This window comes from Synergistaceae bacterium (genome assembly GCA_012521675.1).
In the GTDB taxonomy this organism is placed as follows: domain Bacteria; phylum Synergistota; class Synergistia; order Synergistales; family Aminobacteriaceae; genus JAAYLU01.
In genome coordinates this window covers 1-17,930 of record JAAYLU010000051.1, presented here as the reverse complement: position 1 = coordinate 17,930, position 17,930 = coordinate 1, and the positions used below count along the sequence as shown (strand labels likewise).

At 60.6% G+C, this 17,930-nt stretch carries 16 protein-coding genes; 8 read left to right on the top strand and 8 right to left on the bottom strand.

Annotation, left to right across the window (positions count from 1 at the left end):
* Window positions 1-730 (top strand): SYNERG-CTERM sorting domain-containing protein (locus GX181_05560; GenBank protein NLM71408.1); only part of this gene is annotated, 730 nt, incomplete at its 5' end.
* A 317-nt stretch (window positions 731-1,047) separates the two neighbouring features.
* Here the strand turns inward: GX181_05560 and GX181_05555 are convergent.
* Both GX181_05555 and GX181_05550 read right to left on the bottom strand, forming a co-directional pair.
* Complete coding sequence (locus GX181_05555) at window positions 1,048-2,811, bottom strand: O-antigen ligase family protein (protein ID NLM71407.1); 1,764 nt, start codon at window positions 2,809-2,811, stop codon at window positions 1,048-1,050.
* The gene (locus GX181_05550; protein NLM71406.1) at window positions 2,808-4,652 is read right to left on the bottom strand and encodes an O-antigen ligase family protein; all 1,845 of its coding nucleotides are present in this window, start codon (window positions 4,650-4,652) and stop codon (window positions 2,808-2,810) included. The genes GX181_05555 and GX181_05550 overlap by 4 nt, the downstream gene beginning before the upstream one ends.
* Window positions 4,653-4,953: 301 nt before the next feature.
* On the opposite strand from GX181_05550, the gene GX181_05545 reads away from it, so the two are divergent.
* The gene (locus GX181_05545; GenBank protein ID NLM71405.1) at window positions 4,954-7,305 is read left to right on the top strand and encodes an SYNERG-CTERM sorting domain-containing protein; all 2,352 of its coding nucleotides are present in this window, start codon (window positions 4,954-4,956) and stop codon (window positions 7,303-7,305) included.
* Window positions 7,306-7,753: 448 nt separating this feature from the next.
* On the opposite strand, the gene GX181_05540 is transcribed toward GX181_05545, so the two are convergent.
* From GX181_05540 to GX181_05520, 5 genes are all read right to left on the bottom strand, one after another.
* Window positions 7,754-8,239 (bottom strand): sigma-70 family RNA polymerase sigma factor, encoded by a 486-nt coding sequence (locus GX181_05540; protein NLM71404.1) that lies wholly within the window; start codon window positions 8,237-8,239, stop codon window positions 7,754-7,756.
* Window positions 8,240-8,261: 22 nt separating this feature from the next.
* Entirely contained in the window at window positions 8,262-8,606 is a 345-nt protein-coding gene (locus tag GX181_05535; protein NLM71403.1) for a peptidase M15, read from the bottom strand.
* Window positions 8,607-8,614: 8 nt separating this feature from the next.
* On the bottom strand, window positions 8,615-8,773 hold the full coding sequence (locus GX181_05530) for a YvrJ family protein (GenBank protein NLM71402.1): 159 nt from the start codon (window positions 8,771-8,773) through the stop codon (window positions 8,615-8,617).
* 68 nt (window positions 8,774-8,841) lie between these two features.
* Complete coding sequence (locus tag GX181_05525; GenBank protein ID NLM71401.1) at window positions 8,842-9,045, bottom strand: DUF2922 domain-containing protein; 204 nt, start codon at window positions 9,043-9,045, stop codon at window positions 8,842-8,844.
* Window positions 9,046-9,059: 14 nt separating this feature from the next.
* Window positions 9,060-9,284: a hypothetical protein gene (locus tag GX181_05520; GenBank protein ID NLM71400.1), complete on the bottom strand. Its 225-nt coding sequence runs from the start codon at window positions 9,282-9,284 to the stop codon at window positions 9,060-9,062.
* Window positions 9,285-9,576: 292 nt separating this feature from the next.
* Here GX181_05520 and GX181_05515 point away from each other — a divergent pair, with 292 nt between their 5' ends.
* The 5 genes from GX181_05515 to GX181_05495 all read left to right on the top strand — a co-directional run bounded on the left by GX181_05515 (window position 9,577) and on the right by GX181_05495 (window position 15,600).
* A complete protein-coding gene (locus GX181_05515) occupies window positions 9,577-11,424 on the top strand; it encodes a polysaccharide biosynthesis protein (GenBank protein NLM71399.1) in 1,848 nt (615 codons plus the stop codon).
* Between the two features lie 129 nt (window positions 11,425-11,553).
* Window positions 11,554-12,663 (top strand): ATP-binding protein, encoded by a 1,110-nt coding sequence (locus GX181_05510; GenBank protein NLM71398.1) that lies wholly within the window; start codon window positions 11,554-11,556, stop codon window positions 12,661-12,663.
* Window positions 12,656-13,219: a hypothetical protein gene (locus GX181_05505; GenBank protein ID NLM71397.1), complete on the top strand. Its 564-nt coding sequence runs from the start codon at window positions 12,656-12,658 to the stop codon at window positions 13,217-13,219. The genes GX181_05510 and GX181_05505 overlap by 8 nt, the downstream gene beginning before the upstream one ends.
* Window positions 13,220-13,457: 238 nt before the next feature.
* A complete protein-coding gene (rfbB, locus tag GX181_05500; protein ID NLM71396.1) occupies window positions 13,458-14,507 on the top strand; it encodes a dTDP-glucose 4,6-dehydratase in 1,050 nt (349 codons plus the stop codon).
* A gap of 508 nt (window positions 14,508-15,015) precedes the next feature.
* A complete protein-coding gene (locus GX181_05495; GenBank protein ID NLM71395.1) occupies window positions 15,016-15,600 on the top strand; it encodes a DUF3800 domain-containing protein in 585 nt (194 codons plus the stop codon).
* Window positions 15,601-15,804: 204 nt separating this feature from the next.
* Here GX181_05495 and GX181_05490 read toward each other — a convergent pair whose 3' ends face one another.
* Window positions 15,805-17,145, bottom strand: coding sequence for a UDP-glucose/GDP-mannose dehydrogenase family protein (locus GX181_05490; protein NLM71394.1), 1,341 nt, complete (start codon window positions 17,143-17,145; stop codon window positions 15,805-15,807).
* Between the two features lie 209 nt (window positions 17,146-17,354).
* Between GX181_05490 and GX181_05485 the strand changes: the two genes are divergently transcribed.
* A partial coding sequence (locus GX181_05485; protein ID NLM71393.1) for a sugar transferase occupies window positions 17,355-17,930 on the top strand: 576 nt, incomplete at its 3' end.

The following is a 17,930-nucleotide window of genomic DNA, read 5'->3' as shown; positions in this document are numbered from 1 at the left end:
TGCCACCAGCGCCGACGGCAACGATGAGAAGGGCCAGGCGAACGTCGCAGTCTCCTCATTCCAGCCGGTGATCCCGGCATTCCCGCTGCCTCCCGGGTTTGAGGCGCCTCAGGCCACCCTTCCCGCCACGATAGCCGAATCAGGGCTTAACGACGCGGCAGCGGAAACGGTGGAGCTTGCTTCCTCCGCAGGTCACTACTTGACGCTGAAGAAAAGCGTCCTGGAGAACAACCTGTCCCATTTGGGGAACAGCGTGGTTTCGGGCGCCTACCTCAAGCTGCCCGTCTTCACGGCGTCCGTCTCGGAGGCAGGTGTCTCCGCCGTCTTCCTCTTCCCGCTTCCAGTCGATGACCCTGCGGGCCACAAGGCCGGCCTGGTGATGCCTGTGAAGGTCGTCTCCACGTCCGCCTCCCAATCCAAGCCCTTCACCTTCGTGGATGATCCTTCAAAGCTGGCGGACGGCAAATTCGGCATAGTCCGCTCCGACAGGGCCACCTTCTTGAGGTCCGACGAAGTGCTTAGCTCGGGCGAGACTTACTACCTAGCCCTTGCGATCCGTGACGGAGGCCCATTCGACCTCAACCCGGCGGCGGCCCGTATCAGCGACCCGTCATTTGTCTGCGTGAGCACGGGAACCCACAGGGGAGGCGGCGGCGGATGCAGCACGGGAGCGTTTGAGCCAGTGGCGCTTCTCCTGGTGGCCCCGTTGTTCTTACTTCTGAAGAAGTAACGCAACTCGCGGTAAAATAAACGCCAAGGCGGGGCTTCAGCCCCGCCTTGGCGTTATTGCAATCCCGAGGCGGTGTGGTGTCATCCCGAACGAACGCTTCTTTATGTCATCCCGAGGCGGTTTCATAGCCGAGGGATCTCGCCCTTGCCTTTGCCTTTCCGCAAAAGCCAAGATCCTTCCCCTCGGGCCTCCGGCCTCGGGATAGCGATCGACAAGGCTCGCTTCGCTGCGCCTGTCGTTTGCTTACGTCGCTTCGCTCCTCAGGATGACATTATCGGAAGGCGGAATGCACTTAGCCGCCTTCCTCCTCACGCCCTTCACTTGCCGCTACCGACCTTCCTCGCGTGCTTCTCAGGATCGTATCCGAAGGACTCGAAGTACTCGGTGAAATCCTTCTTCCCCAGGCGCGGCGCCCATGCCAGGAGGTAGTGCAGCTCGCTCTGGTGCGGCTCCCTCTCGAAGCAGGAGACAAGCTCCCGCAGCCCCTCCACGATCATGTCCGTATTCCTGCTGGACTCTCCAATGACCACTTTATTGTACGCCAGGTTCAAACGAGCCTCGTGTCGCGTCATTGCGGAGCCGGTGGCTCTGTGCAGATAGCCCGTGTACTCCTCCTGCACCCTCGGATCGAAGTAGTCCCCCTCCACCATCGTGGAGAGCCTCATCAGCCTGTCCGCCCGGATTCCGTTGGCGAAGAACAGCAGTCCCGCCAATGAGAAAGCGCACACGGCCCCCGCCAGCAGCCTCCCGCCCTTCTCGAAGCGCTTCGGCGAGGGCAGGGGAAACAGCGGCCTCAGCTGTTCCCTGTTCGCCAGGGCGAAGGCCATCACTAGCCAGAGCACATTCTCTATCCTGTGAAACGGCCGCGTCCAGATCGCGTTGAACCCGAACAACGCCACCATGGCATTCCCCCAGCAGGCCTCCGGCGACAGCGACGTCTTCCGCCAAAAGGCCAGCCAAGCCGACCACGCCCACCATCCCCACAGAAAGAGCATCAACGCGCCCCCGACGATACCGCCCTCCGCAAACCACTGCAGAAACTCGTTGTGCGCCCAGTGGGTATACATCCAATCCGAGTGCGGCCATCTTTTGTGCATCTCCCTCTGGGAGTGCAGATAGTTCCACTTGTACTGCCCCAGTCCGACGCCCCTCACCGGTTTCCGGGCGAACATCGTCCACGACGTGGCCCAGATGCTCGCCCTGTTCGCCAAGGAGGTGGGCTGCTCCAGCATCTCCTCGAACTTGCGCCCCAGGGTGGCGATGCGGTCGCTTATAGCCAGGTTCAGCACGCCGACCCATACCAACAGCGCAGTTGTTAAAAGCACCCTGACAAGCCGTTTCTTTCCCCCCGTTCGTAGAAAAAACGCCGAAAGGACCATAAACCCCGTCGCAAACGCCAGCACCCCCGAGCGGCTTGTCGACTGCAGCAGCCCCCAGAAACACACCGCCAGCAGAGCCCCCGCTACGGCCCTCGCCTTCCTCCTATCCTCCATCATCAGCAGAAAGCTCCCGCCGACGCAGTTCATCGCCAGCCACAGAGCCAGCATGTTCTGCTGCCCGGTGTTGCCGATATAATGGAAGGGAGCGGGTATTATGAAGTGAAAAGGCTCGTTCAGTCCGCGGATCTGCATCTCCGCGAATACGACGTTCACCACCGCGTTCACAAGCCCACCCCACAGACAAGCCCTGGTAATCCGTTCGTCCGCGCCCAGGGTGAACAGCACGTAGACCATCCACGATAGCGACAGAAAGAACCACTCCTGGTACAGCCCGTCCATAGAGCGGACCCTCGCCCACAGCGGCTGCACCGTCATATAAAGCAGAAGCGCCAGCCAAACGGTCGCAAACCCGTCCAGGTGGAAGCCCGTGGCCTTCGTGCCCCGCCTAGCCACCCGGAAGAAGACGAAAACCCCCAGAACCGTCGGAGGCACCATAGCTACCGTCCACTTCATCAGGTGCAGCGTATTGTAGAAGTACACTCCCGAGAAGACCAGGTTCGGCAGAACAAGGGCAGTAAAAAAGCAAAGAGCCGCGAACCTGCGCGGAACCGGAAGCCCGAAGTCGAGTGCGCTCGTCCTCATTCCCCCGCCTCCGCCAGGTCCGCCGGAATGTCCGAGAAGAAGGAGACATACCTTGCCAGATCCCCGTGCTTCAGCTTCACCGCCCAGTCCCGCAGAACGCCCAGCTCCTTGATATGGGGCCTGCTCTCGAAGACATCTATCATGCGATTCACTCCCTCGGCAATCAGGTCGGGATCCTTCTGCACCTCCCCAAACTGTATGAAAAAGTACGCCAGCTCCGTCTCCGCCAAGTCGCGCACCATAGGACTTCTCCATGCGGCATCCAGCAGGTCGTACCTCTCCATCGGATTGACCTCCTGCCTCGCCAGCCTCAGGATTCGATCCCCCCTGACACCGTCCGCCAGGTAGAGCAAACCCGCCACCGAGCCCAGGCAGACGACCGCCCCGAACGGCCTTGCCAGGGTGCGCGCCCTCTCACGCCACCGAACGGGGAATAGAGCCCCAAGCAGCTCCCTGTTGGCCACCGCGAACGCCAGCGCCAGCCAAACGGCGTTCTCTATCCTGTGAAACGGGCGAGTCCACATAGCGTTGACGCCGAACAGCGCTACCAACGAGCACCCCCACACCGCCTCCTGCGACAGGGGGGACCTCCTGATCAGCGCCCGAACAAGCGCCCACAGCCACCACAGCCACAGAAAGAGCATTATCGCCGCCCCCGCCGCCCCCGCCTCCGCAAGCCACTGTAGAAACTCGTTGTGTGCCCACTGGGTGTACCCCCAGGGAAGATGCGGCCAGCGCCTCAACGCCTCCCACTGCGCATGAAGATAGTTCCACTTGTACTGTCCCAGCCCGAAGCCCCGAATCGGCCTCTCTCCGATCATGGTGAAGGTCGTAGCCCAGATCGTGTCCCTCTCTCCCAGCACGGTCCACGGCTTCAAACTGCCGATGGAGCGGATGCGCGACGCGTAATACGAGAACTTCCACCTCAGCGCGCCGGCCTTGCCCCCCGAGGGCGACAGGGCTATGAACGCCGCCGCCGCCGCGCCTACGAGTATGAAAGGCATAGCCGACCGTAGCAGACTCCTCCCAGACGCCCGCAGCCGGAAGAGCAGCATGACGACAAGCGCTGCGGAAAGCCCCAGCAACCCGGAGAGACTGTTCGTCCTGATCAAACCGAAAGAGATGACCGTGAACAGCCCCGCCGCCGTCCACCGAGCAAAACGCCCCCGATCACCCGACAGCGCCAGATGCGCCGAGCTTGCCCCGCCGATGGCCAGCCACAGAGCCAGCATATTCCTTTGCCCCGTGTTCGCCAGGTAAGCTTTAGCGGACGAATAAAACAGGCGGGGGCAGATACCCGTAGCTCCGTGCATCTGCATCTCCGCCAGCAGAACGCTTGCCGCCGCGCATAAAACCCCGCCCCACAGCACCGCGTCCAGCAGCCTTCTGTCCGCCAGGTTAAGTGCCAGCACGTACGTCAGCCAGACGCCGCCGAAAAATAGCCACTCCCGCACCAGCCCGACCGGCGAACGAACATCCGTCCACAGGGGCTGAAGCGCGCAGTGCAGCAACAGCAGCAGCCACACCACAGCAAAAGAATCCGGCTTGAAGGGCGACCTCTTCGGCCCCTTCAACAGCAGCCGCCACCCCGCGACCGCCCCCAGCAGGGCAAGCGGGAAAAGCGCGACCGCCCACTTCGCCAGGTGAAGCGGGGAGTAGAAGAACCTTCCTGAGAATACAATATTCGGCAGAGTTAACGAAGTGCATAACACCGCGACAGTGAGCCATCGCGGTGCCATCGGCATGGCCCGCAGAGGATCAGTCGCCCTCCGCCCTCCCTTTCCGCCCTTTCCCTTAGCGCGCGCCATCGACAGCCCCCTCTCGACCATATTCGCATCCATTTGCAACCTGCGGCAATTATAAGGCCCCCCGTCATTACGCACAACCCGCCCCTTTTCCCCGAAAAGGTGTTGACAAGGCTTCAAAGAGGGTGTAGTCTTTCTACTCAGGGGATAATCCGTATTTTTACCTAGAGGGGTCTTGCCAGACCCGTACCGCTCTGGTAAAATTCGCTTTATCGCCCGCGGGGAAGGCGATATTCTGGGTTTCACGGCATTTCAGACCGAAATTTACCGCGGAGGTGATGCAAAGAGGCTACAAACCAGAGGTTTAGCAGCAAAGGCAACTGCTTCACATAACATCATGGAGGTGGTAGTTTTGAGAAAGCTTTTGGTAGCGGCGCTCGTATTGCTGCTGGCGGCCGGGGCGTCCTTCGCCTACGACACGAAGATCATCGACGCGGGGACGGACCTCAACAACCTGCACCAGACAATCCGCCCGATATCGCACCTTCTGTCAGAAGATTACGAGGTGTTCGACCGCGGCAATTCCGTAGGCGGGGGCAACCGTTACAGTCCGCGCAGCATCGGAGTGGGATACACGGTCGAGGATGAGTATGGAAAATTCTTCGATGATGAAGGGCACCGGGTGGGAGTGTCAGATACGAAAGTAACGCCCGGTTATTTCTCGGATAAGCAGAAAGTCCTCGGTCAGGCCGGCGGGAAGGCCCTCGACCTGCAGCAGGCCGAGTCGACCGCGGTGTGGCGCGCAATACCGATGATGACCGGAACGCTGATGGACATTTGCGGCGACGAAGAAGACCCTATCGGTCAGGCGTGGTACAAGGATGCCAAAAAGTTCTTTGCACCCGACCGTATCAACGTGTGGGATTTACCAGACCGCAGCACATACGACGGGCCGTGGGGCGTGTACGACCGCACCCCGACCGAAAAGCCGGCAGACGGAGAAACGCATTACGGTTATGCGGTTCCGCGTATTGAGGCGCGCAACATAAGCCACGCGCTCTTCGCCAACCCTGGCACCAACGTTGGCACTGACGACGACCCGTTCACCATCGGTCAGGAGACCATGACGTCGGTCTTCGTCTGGAGCGCTGACAGAATCTACAGCACAGATCTTGACATGTCCGGTCTCGGAGGGGAGCCCGACACGGTCGCGGTCATGGTCCGCCTTGACAACGACCTGTACAAGGGCCTCAAGGCAAGCGACCTCAACGTCATAAAGGTCGAGGCCAACGCCGGAGACTGGCAGGGCGAGCTCACTCAGGTTTACTCCGCGTCCCAGCTCAGGAAGAACACTTTTGCCGTTGTACTGCGCGACACAAGCGCAGACCGCGACTTTGTCGTAGGCCCGGATCATGTGATTCAGGCGGGCGACAGAGCACTTGCTTCAGACGGCACCATATGCCCCACCGACAGAACCTGCGACGTTGAGTGGCTTTGGATGCAGTACTTCGCGCTTGTCGCGGTCAAGAAGCAGGATCCGTGGGATGTCGCGGACGCTCGCTCCGGATTCGAAGAAGTCATCGGCGGACTGCACATAGTTGTCGGCGAGAGGCCGTTTGTCAAGACCCCGAACCTCTGCTGCGGCTATCCCGACGGCGTGGAGCCCCGTTTCGGCTGGGTGCTTGGCAACCGCCCGAACGCTGAGCAGCGCTACGACGGCTTCACCCGCGATCCGTTCCTTGCCGACGCTATCTCCGGCAGACCTGCGAACATGGGTGTTGATTCTGGATACCCGGATGCCGTGCTTGAAGCCATGGAGAACTGGAACTACATGCACTTCGTCACCGATGAAGTGGTGGAAGCCTACGGCTTCGGCTCGGCTCCTGTCTTCAAGCTTCCCGCGGTTCGCGCCGGCTCGGTGCCCGCTGAAAAGACGGCTCTCGTGATGTTCACGATCCGCCTCGGCGATGGCGAGATGGAGCTTCCGGTAGCCGACTTCGTCGGCAAGACCCCTGCCGATGTCCAGGTGTTCGACGTTAGCGGCCCTGAGGCCGGCGACAAGGTTCCATACGAACTCGCAACTAACTACCTGGATCTTACCGAGGGACACTTCGCGATCCTGAAGCCGCACGCCACAAACAGGCACGAGCAGGTAATAGTGCCCGCGGACGAGGCGTTCGAGGAAGGCGTCTACTTCGTAGCCCTTGCGGCCAGGGACAACGGCGAGTTCGACAACGACAAGTTCAACCCGCTCAGCAACAACCAGGTCTGGTTCTCGCCCGCGTTCGTGGTATTCGGCGCTGTTGCGCCCATGGAGCCCGGAATCGTGGTGGACGGCCAGACGACGCTCGAAGTTGGCGGGTACAATGTGCTGACCGCCTACGTGGACATGGTCGCCGCCCTTGAGGATGGCGAGGACGAGGAGTTCGAGATCGGTTACAAGGTAATCGACGAGGACGAAGTCATCGAAGTCGTCAAAGTCGAAGAGGACGAGGAAGAGGTCGAGGCCGCACAGCTCTCCAACACCATAGTTCTCGGTGTCACCGGGAAGAATGTTGGCGAGGCGACGATCCGCTTCTTCCAGGTCGACGACGAAGGTGAAGAGGTTGAGGGCGGACTCGAGAAGGAAGTCACGATCACGGTCGTGGCTCCGGAGCCCGGCGGCCACGGCAGCAGCGGTGGATGCTCGGTCGGCTTCGCGCCTGCGGCGGTTCTCCTTCTTGCTCCCCTGTTTCTTCTTAAGAAGTAGGGACTCTTAGGAGACTATCCGGAAACACAAGGCAACAAACAAGGCGGGGCATTTTGCCCCGCCTTTTTGTTGTCCAGCCGTCTCTTGTCGTCCCGAACCGAAGGGAGGGACCTCAAGAACTCTGCCAATCCCTCTCTACTCCCCCTTCATAAAACACCTACCGCTCTACGCGTAAAATTGCCGACTACCTATCAGCACAACAGTGCTAAGCTATCCGCTACAATATGGGTGACTTGTCCACTTCGCCCGTTGGCAACGAGATCAACCCAGTGCATTTCATTCCCCGAGCAAAGGGCCGGCCTAACACCGGCCCCTTTTTTCATCGTCATCCCGAACGGTGCTGTAGGAAGGCGGCCAGGTGCATGCCGCCTAAGCGAACGACTCGAACGGAAAAACGCTCGTTCGGTCGCCTGCTTATGTCATCCCGAACGGTGCGCAGCCCATTCTGTCATCCCGAACGGTGCACAGCACCGGAGGGATCTCGTCTCACCCTCTCCCTCATCCTCGCCACTCTTCTGCTCACCGCCTGCTGGGTCACTCCCAGCTCCGTCGCCACCTCGGACTGGGTGTAGCCATCGGCGAGCATTCGCGCCACTCGCATCTCCTCGGGGGTCAGCAGCCTCTCAAGGTCCATCGTCCCGTCCGGGTCGGCCTGACTCGCCCGCGGCTCGTTCGCCGTCCCCTCCAGCTCCTCGACCGACCCGGCCGAGATCTCCGCGCACCGCCAGCATCTTCTCGCCGCCGTGCGCACCCTTCCGGGTAGGCGGCTTTTCAGGTAGGCCGGCAGTCGCTCCGGGGCGGGGCAGAGGGGTATCAGCTCCAGCAGCGCCAGGTACCCTTCCTGCGCCAGGTCGTTGAACTCCGCGCCTCGCCCCGTGTATCTGCGCGCGGTCGCCATCACCAGCGGTGTGAAGCGCGCCAGCTCCTCCTCCAACCGCGTCCTGCTCCAACTCAGTTCACTTCACCCCCAGGTGGATGAAGTTCCGGGCGCCGTAGGTTATCATCGAGTCGAAGCCGACTCGGCGCGCCATGGCAGCGACGGCATCCTGCTCGCGCCTCTCCGCGGCTATGTCTGCGGCCCTGCCCTTTGTGTGAAGGCTGTTGGGCACGCCCCCGACCGTCTGGTTGTGGCTAGGACATCGGTAGCCGCTGGTTATCACCACGGGCTTTCCCCACAGGGCGCGCAGGGCCTCCAGCCGCACCAACAGCGCGGGGGAGAGCATTACACGGCGGCAGCAGCGGCACTCGAACTCCCGAAGGGCGAAGTGCTCGCTGATTTTCAGGTCGTTGAGCCTGTCGATTGTCCCGCTCACGGCTCGGCCCTCGTCGTCGAGCCGCTTATGGCTGCGTGCAGTCCGCGTATCGCAAGGGTAAGCTCCTCCAGCCGCCTCTCCATGCGGACCAGCAGGTAGGCCGCGACCGCGACGGAGAAGCCGCTCTGCATCATCGTTGCGATAAGTTCGTCCATGTTCGATCCTCCTTGATAATGCCGAAGGGGGGAGGGGCTTCCCTCCCCCCGGTGTCCCGGTCAGGCCGCTAGAAGAGTGTGGTCACCGTGCGGTCCACTATGTCAGCGCCCGCTATGGCGGATATTCCCTCGGCGAGGAAGTCCTCGTCCATCATCGCCTCCATCGCGTCCTCGACCTCGGAGGCGGTCACGTCGCCCCGCGGGTGGTTCAGCGAAAGGGTGCGGCTCCTGCCCTCCATCGTGGTGAATTTCATCCTGAGAGTCTTGGCCATGTACCGTCACCTCCCTAGTCCACATCGAGAAGCTCTGTGACGGTCTTCTCGATCGTGATTACCGGATGCTCGAAGAGTGGGGAGACTGCGTCGCTTACAGCCTCCAGCCCGTCGGCGCCGATCTCCGGGTCCACCCCGCGAATCGACACGCTCTTCACTACCGCCTTGCCAGTGGTCTGGTCGACGCCCGCGTTGAGCCTGAAAGCCGCGGACGACTTCATCGGAATAAACTCTGCCATTTTCACGCCTCCTGTTCAGTTTTCGCCGTCATGACAGGCTATCATTAAGAGTGTACGTGAGATTAAATATATACAACTAGTAATTATAGCAGGGGGAAAGCGAGATCCCTCGCTTCGCTCGGGATGACATAAGCAGGCGACCGAACGGGCGGTTTTCCCGTTCGTGTCGATCGCTTATCCCGAGGAGCGAAGCGACGAGGGATTCCAAGAGTCGGGATGACAGGGTTAGCCTCCCCCCTCTGATATAATGTCCTCGGCTACTTCTCTCGATCATCGCGGCAGGAGGTCCTCCATGCTTCCCTTTTTCAGACGGCGCTCGGGCGCCATAAAGCTTTTGATGGATACGGCGCTGGGCTTCTTCGGGGCGTGGGCTGCGTTTGCGCTTCGACTCGGCCTGCCTCTGCCTTATCTGTACGCCGGGTCGCTTCTTCCATACATAATGATTTCCGGGCTGCTCAAGGTCGCTCTGAACTGGTATTTCTCGCTCTTCCGACAGTCGTGGCAGAACGTGGGGATGAGCGACCTGGTGCGCATCGGGCAGTGCGCGATTCTTTTCACGGTGATGACGTCGGGGGCGTCGTTTTTACTGGGACGGCCCTACTTTCCGCTGCCGCGGAGCATCCCGCTTATCGACGGGCTTGTGACGGTCTTTCTGTGGGGCGGGGCTCGGGCGCTGTCGCGGCTTTTCCAGGAGGGGGGAAAGGCGCGCCCGGAGGCAAGGCGGGTGCTGATCGCGGGGGCGGGGGACGCGGGGGTGCTGATCGCGCGCGAGATGCTTCGTCACCCGGAGGCGGGGCTGGAGCCGGTGGGGTTTCTGGACGACGACCCGGCGAAAAGGACGGTCACGTTTCTGGGATTGCCGGTGCTTGGGCCGCTTCACGCGCTGCAGGGCGTGGTACAGGATCACTCGGTGGACGAGGTGCTGATCGCGATTCCGTCGGCGCGTGGGGAGGTCGTCCGCTCGGTGCTGGACATGGCGCGGCGGGCGGGGGCGCCGGCGCGGATCGTGCCGGCGATGCTGGAGGTTCTGTCGGGGAAGGTCAGCATCTCGCACATTCGCGAGGTTCGGGTGGAGGATCTGTTGAACCGTGAGCCTGTGGTGCTGCGGCTGGAGGAGATAGCGGAGTTCGTCGAGGGGCGGACTGTGCTGGTGACGGGGGCGGGGGGGTCGATCGGGTCGGAGATCGTCCGGCAGTTGCTGCCCTTTTCGCCCGGACGGCTGGTGCTGCTGGGGCGGGGGGAGAACAGCCTGTTTCAGCTGGAACAGGAGCTGACGGTGTCGGGCGTTGGAACGCCGTTCGATACGGTGGTGGCGGACGTGCGTAATCGCGAGAGGCTGATGCGCGCCTTCGAGCGCTTTCGTCCGCAGGTGGTGTTTCACGCGGCGGCTCACAAGCATGTGCCTCTGATGGAGAGCAATCCGGAGGAGGCGGTGCTGAACAATGTATTCGGCACGGCGAACCTGGTGGCCGCATCGCTGGATTCAGGTACGGAGGTGTTCGTCAACATCTCGACGGACAAGGCGGTGAACCCGACCTCGGTGATGGGCGCGTCGAAGCGAGTTGCGGAGATGATTGTCCGCGACGCGGCGGGGCTGGCTACGGACGGAAGGGCGTTCGTGTCGGTGCGCTTCGGCAACGTGCTCGGCAGCCGGGGGAGCGTGATCCCGACGTTCAAGGAGCAGATTCGCCGCGGCGGCCCGTTGACTGTGACCGATCCGGGCATGACGCGGTTTTTCATGACAATCCCCGAGGCGGCGCAGCTTGTACTGCAGGCGGGCGGGATGAGACGAAACGGCGCGGTGTTCGTGCTGGACATGGGCGAGCCGGTGCGGATAGAGGACCTCGCTGCGGACCTGATACGGCTGTCGGGGCTGGAGCCGGGGAAGGATGTGGAGATAGTCTACTCCGGCATCCGACCGGGGGAGAAGCTGTTCGAGGAGCTGCTGACGGCGGAGGAGGGGACGGACGCGTCGAGGTTCAGCAAGATTTTCATAGCGAGAGACAACGATCTGCCGCCCGGCTTCGACGACCTGCTGGACGAACTGAGATCGGCCGCCGAGGCCGAAGACGAACCAGCGATCCGCACCGCCCTGCAGCGCATCATCCCGCACGCAAAGCTGAACGCACCAGGCGGTTGAGATTCCTCCGGTGCGTAGCGTGTTTTTTTGTCATCCCGAACGGTGCGCAGCACCGGAGGGATCTTGGCGAGCTTTCGCCAAGGCTCCACCCGGCGGAATCCTAAACAGCCGAATGGGTAGGTGAATCGAGTGATAAACGAAATCTACATCGACAACTACAATTGCCTGGTCAATTTCCGGGTAAGGCCAAAAAGCTTTCAGTTGTGGCTTGGGGACAATGGCTCTGGCAAGTCCTCGGTGCTTCACGCCATAAGATCCATCCAAAGACTGATGCGAGGCGCCCATGTCGACGATGTCTTTGATCCCCGCGCTCTCACGGCATGGGACAAGCGGCGGGAACAGACGGTAGGCCTTGTACTGACGATAGAGGGCGAAAGATACGACTACAGCATTGTCGTCGAGCACTCCCCGGCGGAGGGCAAAAGGCGCATCGCCCGGGAAGAACTACTGTGGAACGGCTCTAGGTTTTTCCTGTTCGACGGACACGAGGCGCATCTGTTCAGGCAGAACCGAACTACCGAAAAAGTGGAACAGGGGGCATCCTTCCCGGCGGACTGGTCGCGTTCGGTCATTCCGACGGTCGCAAAAAGAGACGACAACGTGCCCTTGGTGCGTTTCAGAGAAGAGCTGGAAAAGATCCTCCTGATTCATCCAGTCCCAATGGCGATGCAGGAAACCGCCCTCTCGGAATCCCGTCTACTGTCCGAGCACGGGGAGAACTTCGCCCGATGGTACAGACACGTACTGCAGGAGTGGCCCGCCATCGGTTACGAAGCTAAACGGCAATTGGAAGACGTCCTTCCCGGTTTCGGACAGCTGAGCCTCAAAGAGAGCGGAGAGTTTCGCAGATTGATGGCTACGTTTCGAATAACGGACAATGACTATGCCTTCGACTTCGCTGAGCTCTCCGACGGTCAGCGACAGTTGGTGCTCCTCTACACCGTTCTTGAGGCGTTGAGGCTGGGGGTCTTCAGCTCTGTGTTCATCGACGAGCCCGACAATTTCATCTCCATGCGCGAGATTCAGCCTTGGCTTGATAACCTGAACTCGATGTGCGACGAGTTCGACCGGCAGGCGATTATCATCTCCCACCACCCGGAAGTTGTGAACCGAATGGCCAGGGGCGAGGAGCTGTGGTTCTCGCGCAAAGAGGGCTCTCATGTGGAAGCCGTGCCCTTCCCTGTGGTGGAGGGAATTACTCCGGCCGAGGTCATGGCTCGAGGTTGGGAGAATGAGTAAGGCGTCTCAGATAGTAATACTTTGCGAGGACAAGGCTCACGAGATATTCGCAAAACGATTCCTGACCAGGGGTTGGGGCGTAAAGCACCGTGCAATACGCGTCCCGAGCTACCCGTCCGGCAAAGGCTCCGGCAAAAGGTTCGTTACGGACAACTTTGCCAAAGAGGCTGCGGCTTTGCGAAAAAGGAGCGCCTCGACAATTCTGATAGTAATGCACGATGCCGACGAATTGCCGGTTGAACGTGCAAGGAGCTCGCTTGAATCACGGCTTCATCCCTCTCGTCGGTGCGACGAACCAATAGTCTTCATCATTCCGAAATGGCATATCGAGACTTGGATAGCCTGGTTGCATGATGAGATAGTAAATGAAAACGACAAGCATTCATACAAAGCCGAATTCGGACGGATCTCGGAAAGCAAGGAGGCTCATGTGTTTATCGATGCGCTCTCGGACGATTGCAGAAACAACAGGCAATTGAAAAACCCGCCGGAATCTCTGGTATTGGCCTGCCAGGAGTTTGAAAGAATAAGAAACAGGCTCGCTTCTCGGAAATAAAGCTTCCCGGGCAAGCCGGGAAACCAATCTTTAGTCGCCCCGAGGAGCTCGCGGCAATTGTCATCCCGAGCGCGCGCAGCGCGGTAAGCAGGCGACCGAACGGGCGTTTTTCCGTTAGTGCCGATCGCTAGGCGGCATGTTTCTGGCCGCCTTCCTAATCCTCCCGAACTTGCCAACTCCCCCCCGGTGCGCTTTAATGGTGCTGTCTTACATAACGAACAGCAAGGTGGGATGCAAGTTGAAGGGACTGCTGATTACCGGCGGGTGCGGCTTCATCGGGTCCAACCTCGTGAGGATGGCGCTCGCCGACGGGTACCGTGTGGTCAACATCGACGCTCTTACTTACGCGGGCAACCGCTCCTCTCTGGCGGATCTGGAGGGCCATCCACGCTACACTTTCATCAAGGGCGACATCAAGAACGCGCCGCTGCTTCGCGACGCGCTGGAGGGACACTCTCCCGATTCGGTGATGCACCTGGCGGCGGAGAGCCACGTCGACCGGTCCATCTCTGCGCCAGAGGACTTCATCTTGACCAACGTCCTCGGGACATTCCGGCTGCTGGAGGCCTCCCGAAGGTACTTCCTCTCCCTGAACGACGAGGGCGGAAGCGCCTTCCGCTTCCTGCACGTCTCCACCGACGAGGTCTTCGGCTCGCTCGGTCCCGAGGGACGCTTCGACGAGGAGACGCCCTACGACCCCCGCTCCCCCTACTCCGCCTCCAAGGCTTCGTCAGACCACCTGGTCAGGGCCTACTTCCACACATACGGCCTTCCGGCGGTGATCACCAACTGCTCCAACAACTACGGGCCGCGCCAGTTCCCCGAGAAGCTCATCCCCCACATGATACTCACCGCGCTGGCGGGCAAGTCGCTCCCCCTGTACGGCGACGGCGGCAACGTCCGCGACTGGCTGCACGTGGACGACCACTGCCGCGCGCTGCTGACCGCCCTGGAGAGGGGAGTCCCCGGCGAGACCTACGTCATAGGCGGCGACTCGGAGCGGACGAACCTGGCCATAGTCGAGGAGATATGCGCCATCCTCGACCGCAAGCGCCCTCGCCCCGACGGAAAGCCCTACCGGGAGCAGATCACATTTGTCGAAGACAGACCGGGTCACGACAGGCGCTACGCTATCGACGCGGCGAAGATCGGACGGGAGCTCGGCTGGAAGCCGGTCGAGACCTTCGAGCATGGCCTGGACAGCACGGTTCAGTGGTACCTGGACAACAAGGCCTGGACCGACTCGATCCTCAGCGGCGACTACCGGCTGGAGCGGCTGGGGCTGTAGCTCCCCGGCAGGCAGCGCCCGACGATCATCCGCGAAGAGTTACAACCTAGATCCCTCACTGCGTTCGGGATGACTTAAGTAGATGACCGAACGGGCGTTTTTTCCGTTCACGTAGATCGCTTATCCCGAGGAGCGTGTTCCTTCGCACGAAAAGGAGATTCATGCCATGAGTTGGTTGTTCTTTGTAGACGAAAGCGGTCACGATCATACTACATGCCCGTTTGAAGTCCGGGGTGGATTCGCAGTTCGGATCGGAAGACTTTGGCGACTGATTCAGTCCCTACAGCGGATTGAGATGGAGTGCTTCGGGTGCCGTTTGAGTGACTGTGGACACGAGATCAAGGGAGCCAAGCTGCTCGGCCCGAAACGTCTGCGCCATGCCAAACAGTGCAAAACTCCGCTGTCCGACTAAGAACGAAAAAAACACGTCGCATCCTTTCTGGCAAAAGGAAAAGCCGGGGTTACCCCTGCAAGGATAGAGTTCACCGCGTACGGGCAGGCGTGCCTGATGATGGCGGGGAGAGTTTTCGAGGAGCTTTATCATCACGAGGCGGTCATAATTGCTTCGATGGTTCCTCGATGGGTCAGTAAACCTGAAGGCTTTCTTTACGAAGAGTTTCTTCGCAAAGACCAAGTGTTTCTCTTCGAGCGCTTCTTTTATTTGCTGGAGGAAAACGGTACGGAGGGCCTTGTGATCATGGACAAGGTTGAAAAAAGCGCCGACAGAAAATTTATCCGACGCATAGAAAGATACTTCGCCTCCACTGCAAAGGGGCGTGAACGCGCTACCCGTATTGTTCCGACGCCGTTCTTTGTCGAATCCGACCTCGTGTACGCCATACAAGCTGCGGATATTTGCATATACGCCATCAACTGGGGCTTCCGCAGGATCAATCACCTGGACGACTCGGGCGAACTCAGACAGGAGCTCTCGGATAGATTCGAGGACTGGCTTTTCCGCTTGCAGTACATAAAGAAGGGGCTGGAATACGGAGAAAACAAGTTCGCCGACTGCTACGGCATCTTTTACGCGGACGACCTGTACTCATCACGCGAGAAAGGAAAAGAGGCAAAGCTTTCGGTTCAACCTTGACGGTCTCCCCTCTGCCGAGCCTCCGTAAGAATTATCGCATGAGAAATGCTGTCCGTCAAGGATTATTTTCGGGAAGTGACGATACCTGTCGTCCCAGACGCACTGCCTTTTTTGCCATCCCGATGAGCGTCAGCGACGAGGGATTCCTACAGTCGGGATGACAGTATTCGCCAGCTACGACTACCGGCTGGAGAGGCTGGGCCTCTAGCTCCCCGGCAGGCAGCGCCCTATGCAGACGTAGTCGAAGCCCGCGGCGCGCATCGACGTCGGGTTGTACTGGTTGCGGCCGTCGAAGACCGTCGGGTGCTTCAGCAGCTCCTTCATCCTCTGAAAGTCCGGCCTGCGGAAGGGGGGCCACTCCGTCATCAAAATGAGCGCGTCCGCCCCCTCCAGCGCCTCGTAGTTCTCGTCCACGTACTCGACCGAGCCCTCGAACTCGGCAAGCCGCTCGCGCGCGTTCCCGGTCGCAACCGGGTCGTGCGCCCTGATCCTCGCCCCCGCCTCGACAAGCCTCGGGATGATGTAGAGGGCGGGCGACTCGCGCACGTCGTCCGTCTGCGGCTTGAAGCTCAGCCCCCACACCGCGAAGAGTCGCCCGGAGACGTCGCCGCCGTAGTGAGCCAGTATTTTTTGCAAAAACCACTCGCGCTGCTCCCGGTTCACCACGTCCACGGCCTTCAGGATGGAAAACTGCGACTGCGCCTCGTCCCCCGAGGCTATCAGTGCCCTCACGTCCTTGGGGAAGCACGACCCACCATAACCCACCCCTGCGTACAGAAAGGACGAACCGATTCTCGAGTCCGACCCCATCCCCAGCCGCACCTCGTCCACGTCCGCCCCGGCTCGCTCGCAGAAGCGTGCCAGTTCGTTCATGAAGCTGATGCGGGTGGCGAGCATGGCGTTGGCCGCGTACTTGGTCAGCTCCGCCGACGGGATGGACATGGTGAGGATGCGGTTCTCGCGCATGGTGAAGAGGAAGAAGAGCTCCTTCAGCAGCTCCGCGGTGCGGTTGTTCTCCGTGCCGACCACGATGCGGTCCGGCTTCATGAAGTCCTCGACCGCGTTGCCCTCTTTCAGGAACTCCGGGCAGAAGGCCACGTCGAACTCCAGGTCCGCCCTGCCGCGCAGCGCCAGCCTCTCGCCGACTATCTGCTTCACTCGCAGAGTTGTACCCACTGGCACGGTCGACTTGGTCACCACAACCTTGTAGCTCTCCAGATGGTCGCCGACCTCGCGCGCGACGCTCCAGACGTAGGACAGGTCCGCCGCCCCCGCGTTGTCCGGCGGAGTTCCCACCGCGATGAAGATGAACAGAGAGCTCTCCATACCCTCCTTAAGGCTGGTGGTGAAGCGCAGCCGCCCCTGCGACGAGTTGCGCCTGACGATCTCCTCCAGCCCCGGCTCGTAGATGGGGATGCGCCCCTCCTGCAGCATGGCGATCTTCCGCTCGTCGACGTCCACGCACCAGACATCGTGCCCGATCTCCGCAAAGCACGCCCCGGTCACAAGCCCGACATATCCGGTGCCAACCACGCAGATGCGCATAGTAATCCTCTCCCACTATAATTATTGCGAGGGCGAAACCCCCGCGCGAGTCGTCCGAGGGAGATTATAACCGATGGAGGACTGCTGCGACGAGTGACCTTGGCGAGTAAGTGCCGCGAAAGCCCGAGGGATCCCGCCCCTTCCCCCTCAATCCCCCATTATGGTATCATTCCCATGAAATCCACCGATGCGCGAAAGGATGTGCGCACTTGATCTACCCGTTTTTCAAGCGGGCGTTCGACCTTGTCGCGTCGCTCGCTCTGTTGGTTTTGTTATCGCCTCTGATGCTTGTCGTCGCGCTGTTGGTGCGTGTAAAACTCGGCTCGCCGGTCCTGTTCAGACAGGAGCGCCCCGGCCTCGGCGGCGGGATCTTCACCATGTACAAGTTCAGGACCATGACCGACGAGCGCGACGAGGAGGGGGACCTGCTTCCCGATGCGAAGAGACTGCCTCCGTTCGGGCAGTTCCTGCGCAGCACCAGCATAGACGAGCTGCCGGAGCTGTTCAACGTCGTGCGCGGGCAAATGAGCCTGGTGGGGCCCAGACCTCTCCTGACGCAATACCTTGAACGCTACTCCCCCGAGCAGGCCCGCAGACACGAGGTCCGCCCCGGCATCACCGGCTGGGCTCAGGTTAACGGCAGGAACGCAATATCGTGGGAGGAGAAGTTCGCCTGCGACGTCTGGTACGTGGATAACATCTCATTCGCGCTCGACATGAAGATCATCTTCAAGACCATTGCGAAAATACTAGCCCGCGAGGGCATATCGCAAGAGGGGCAGGCC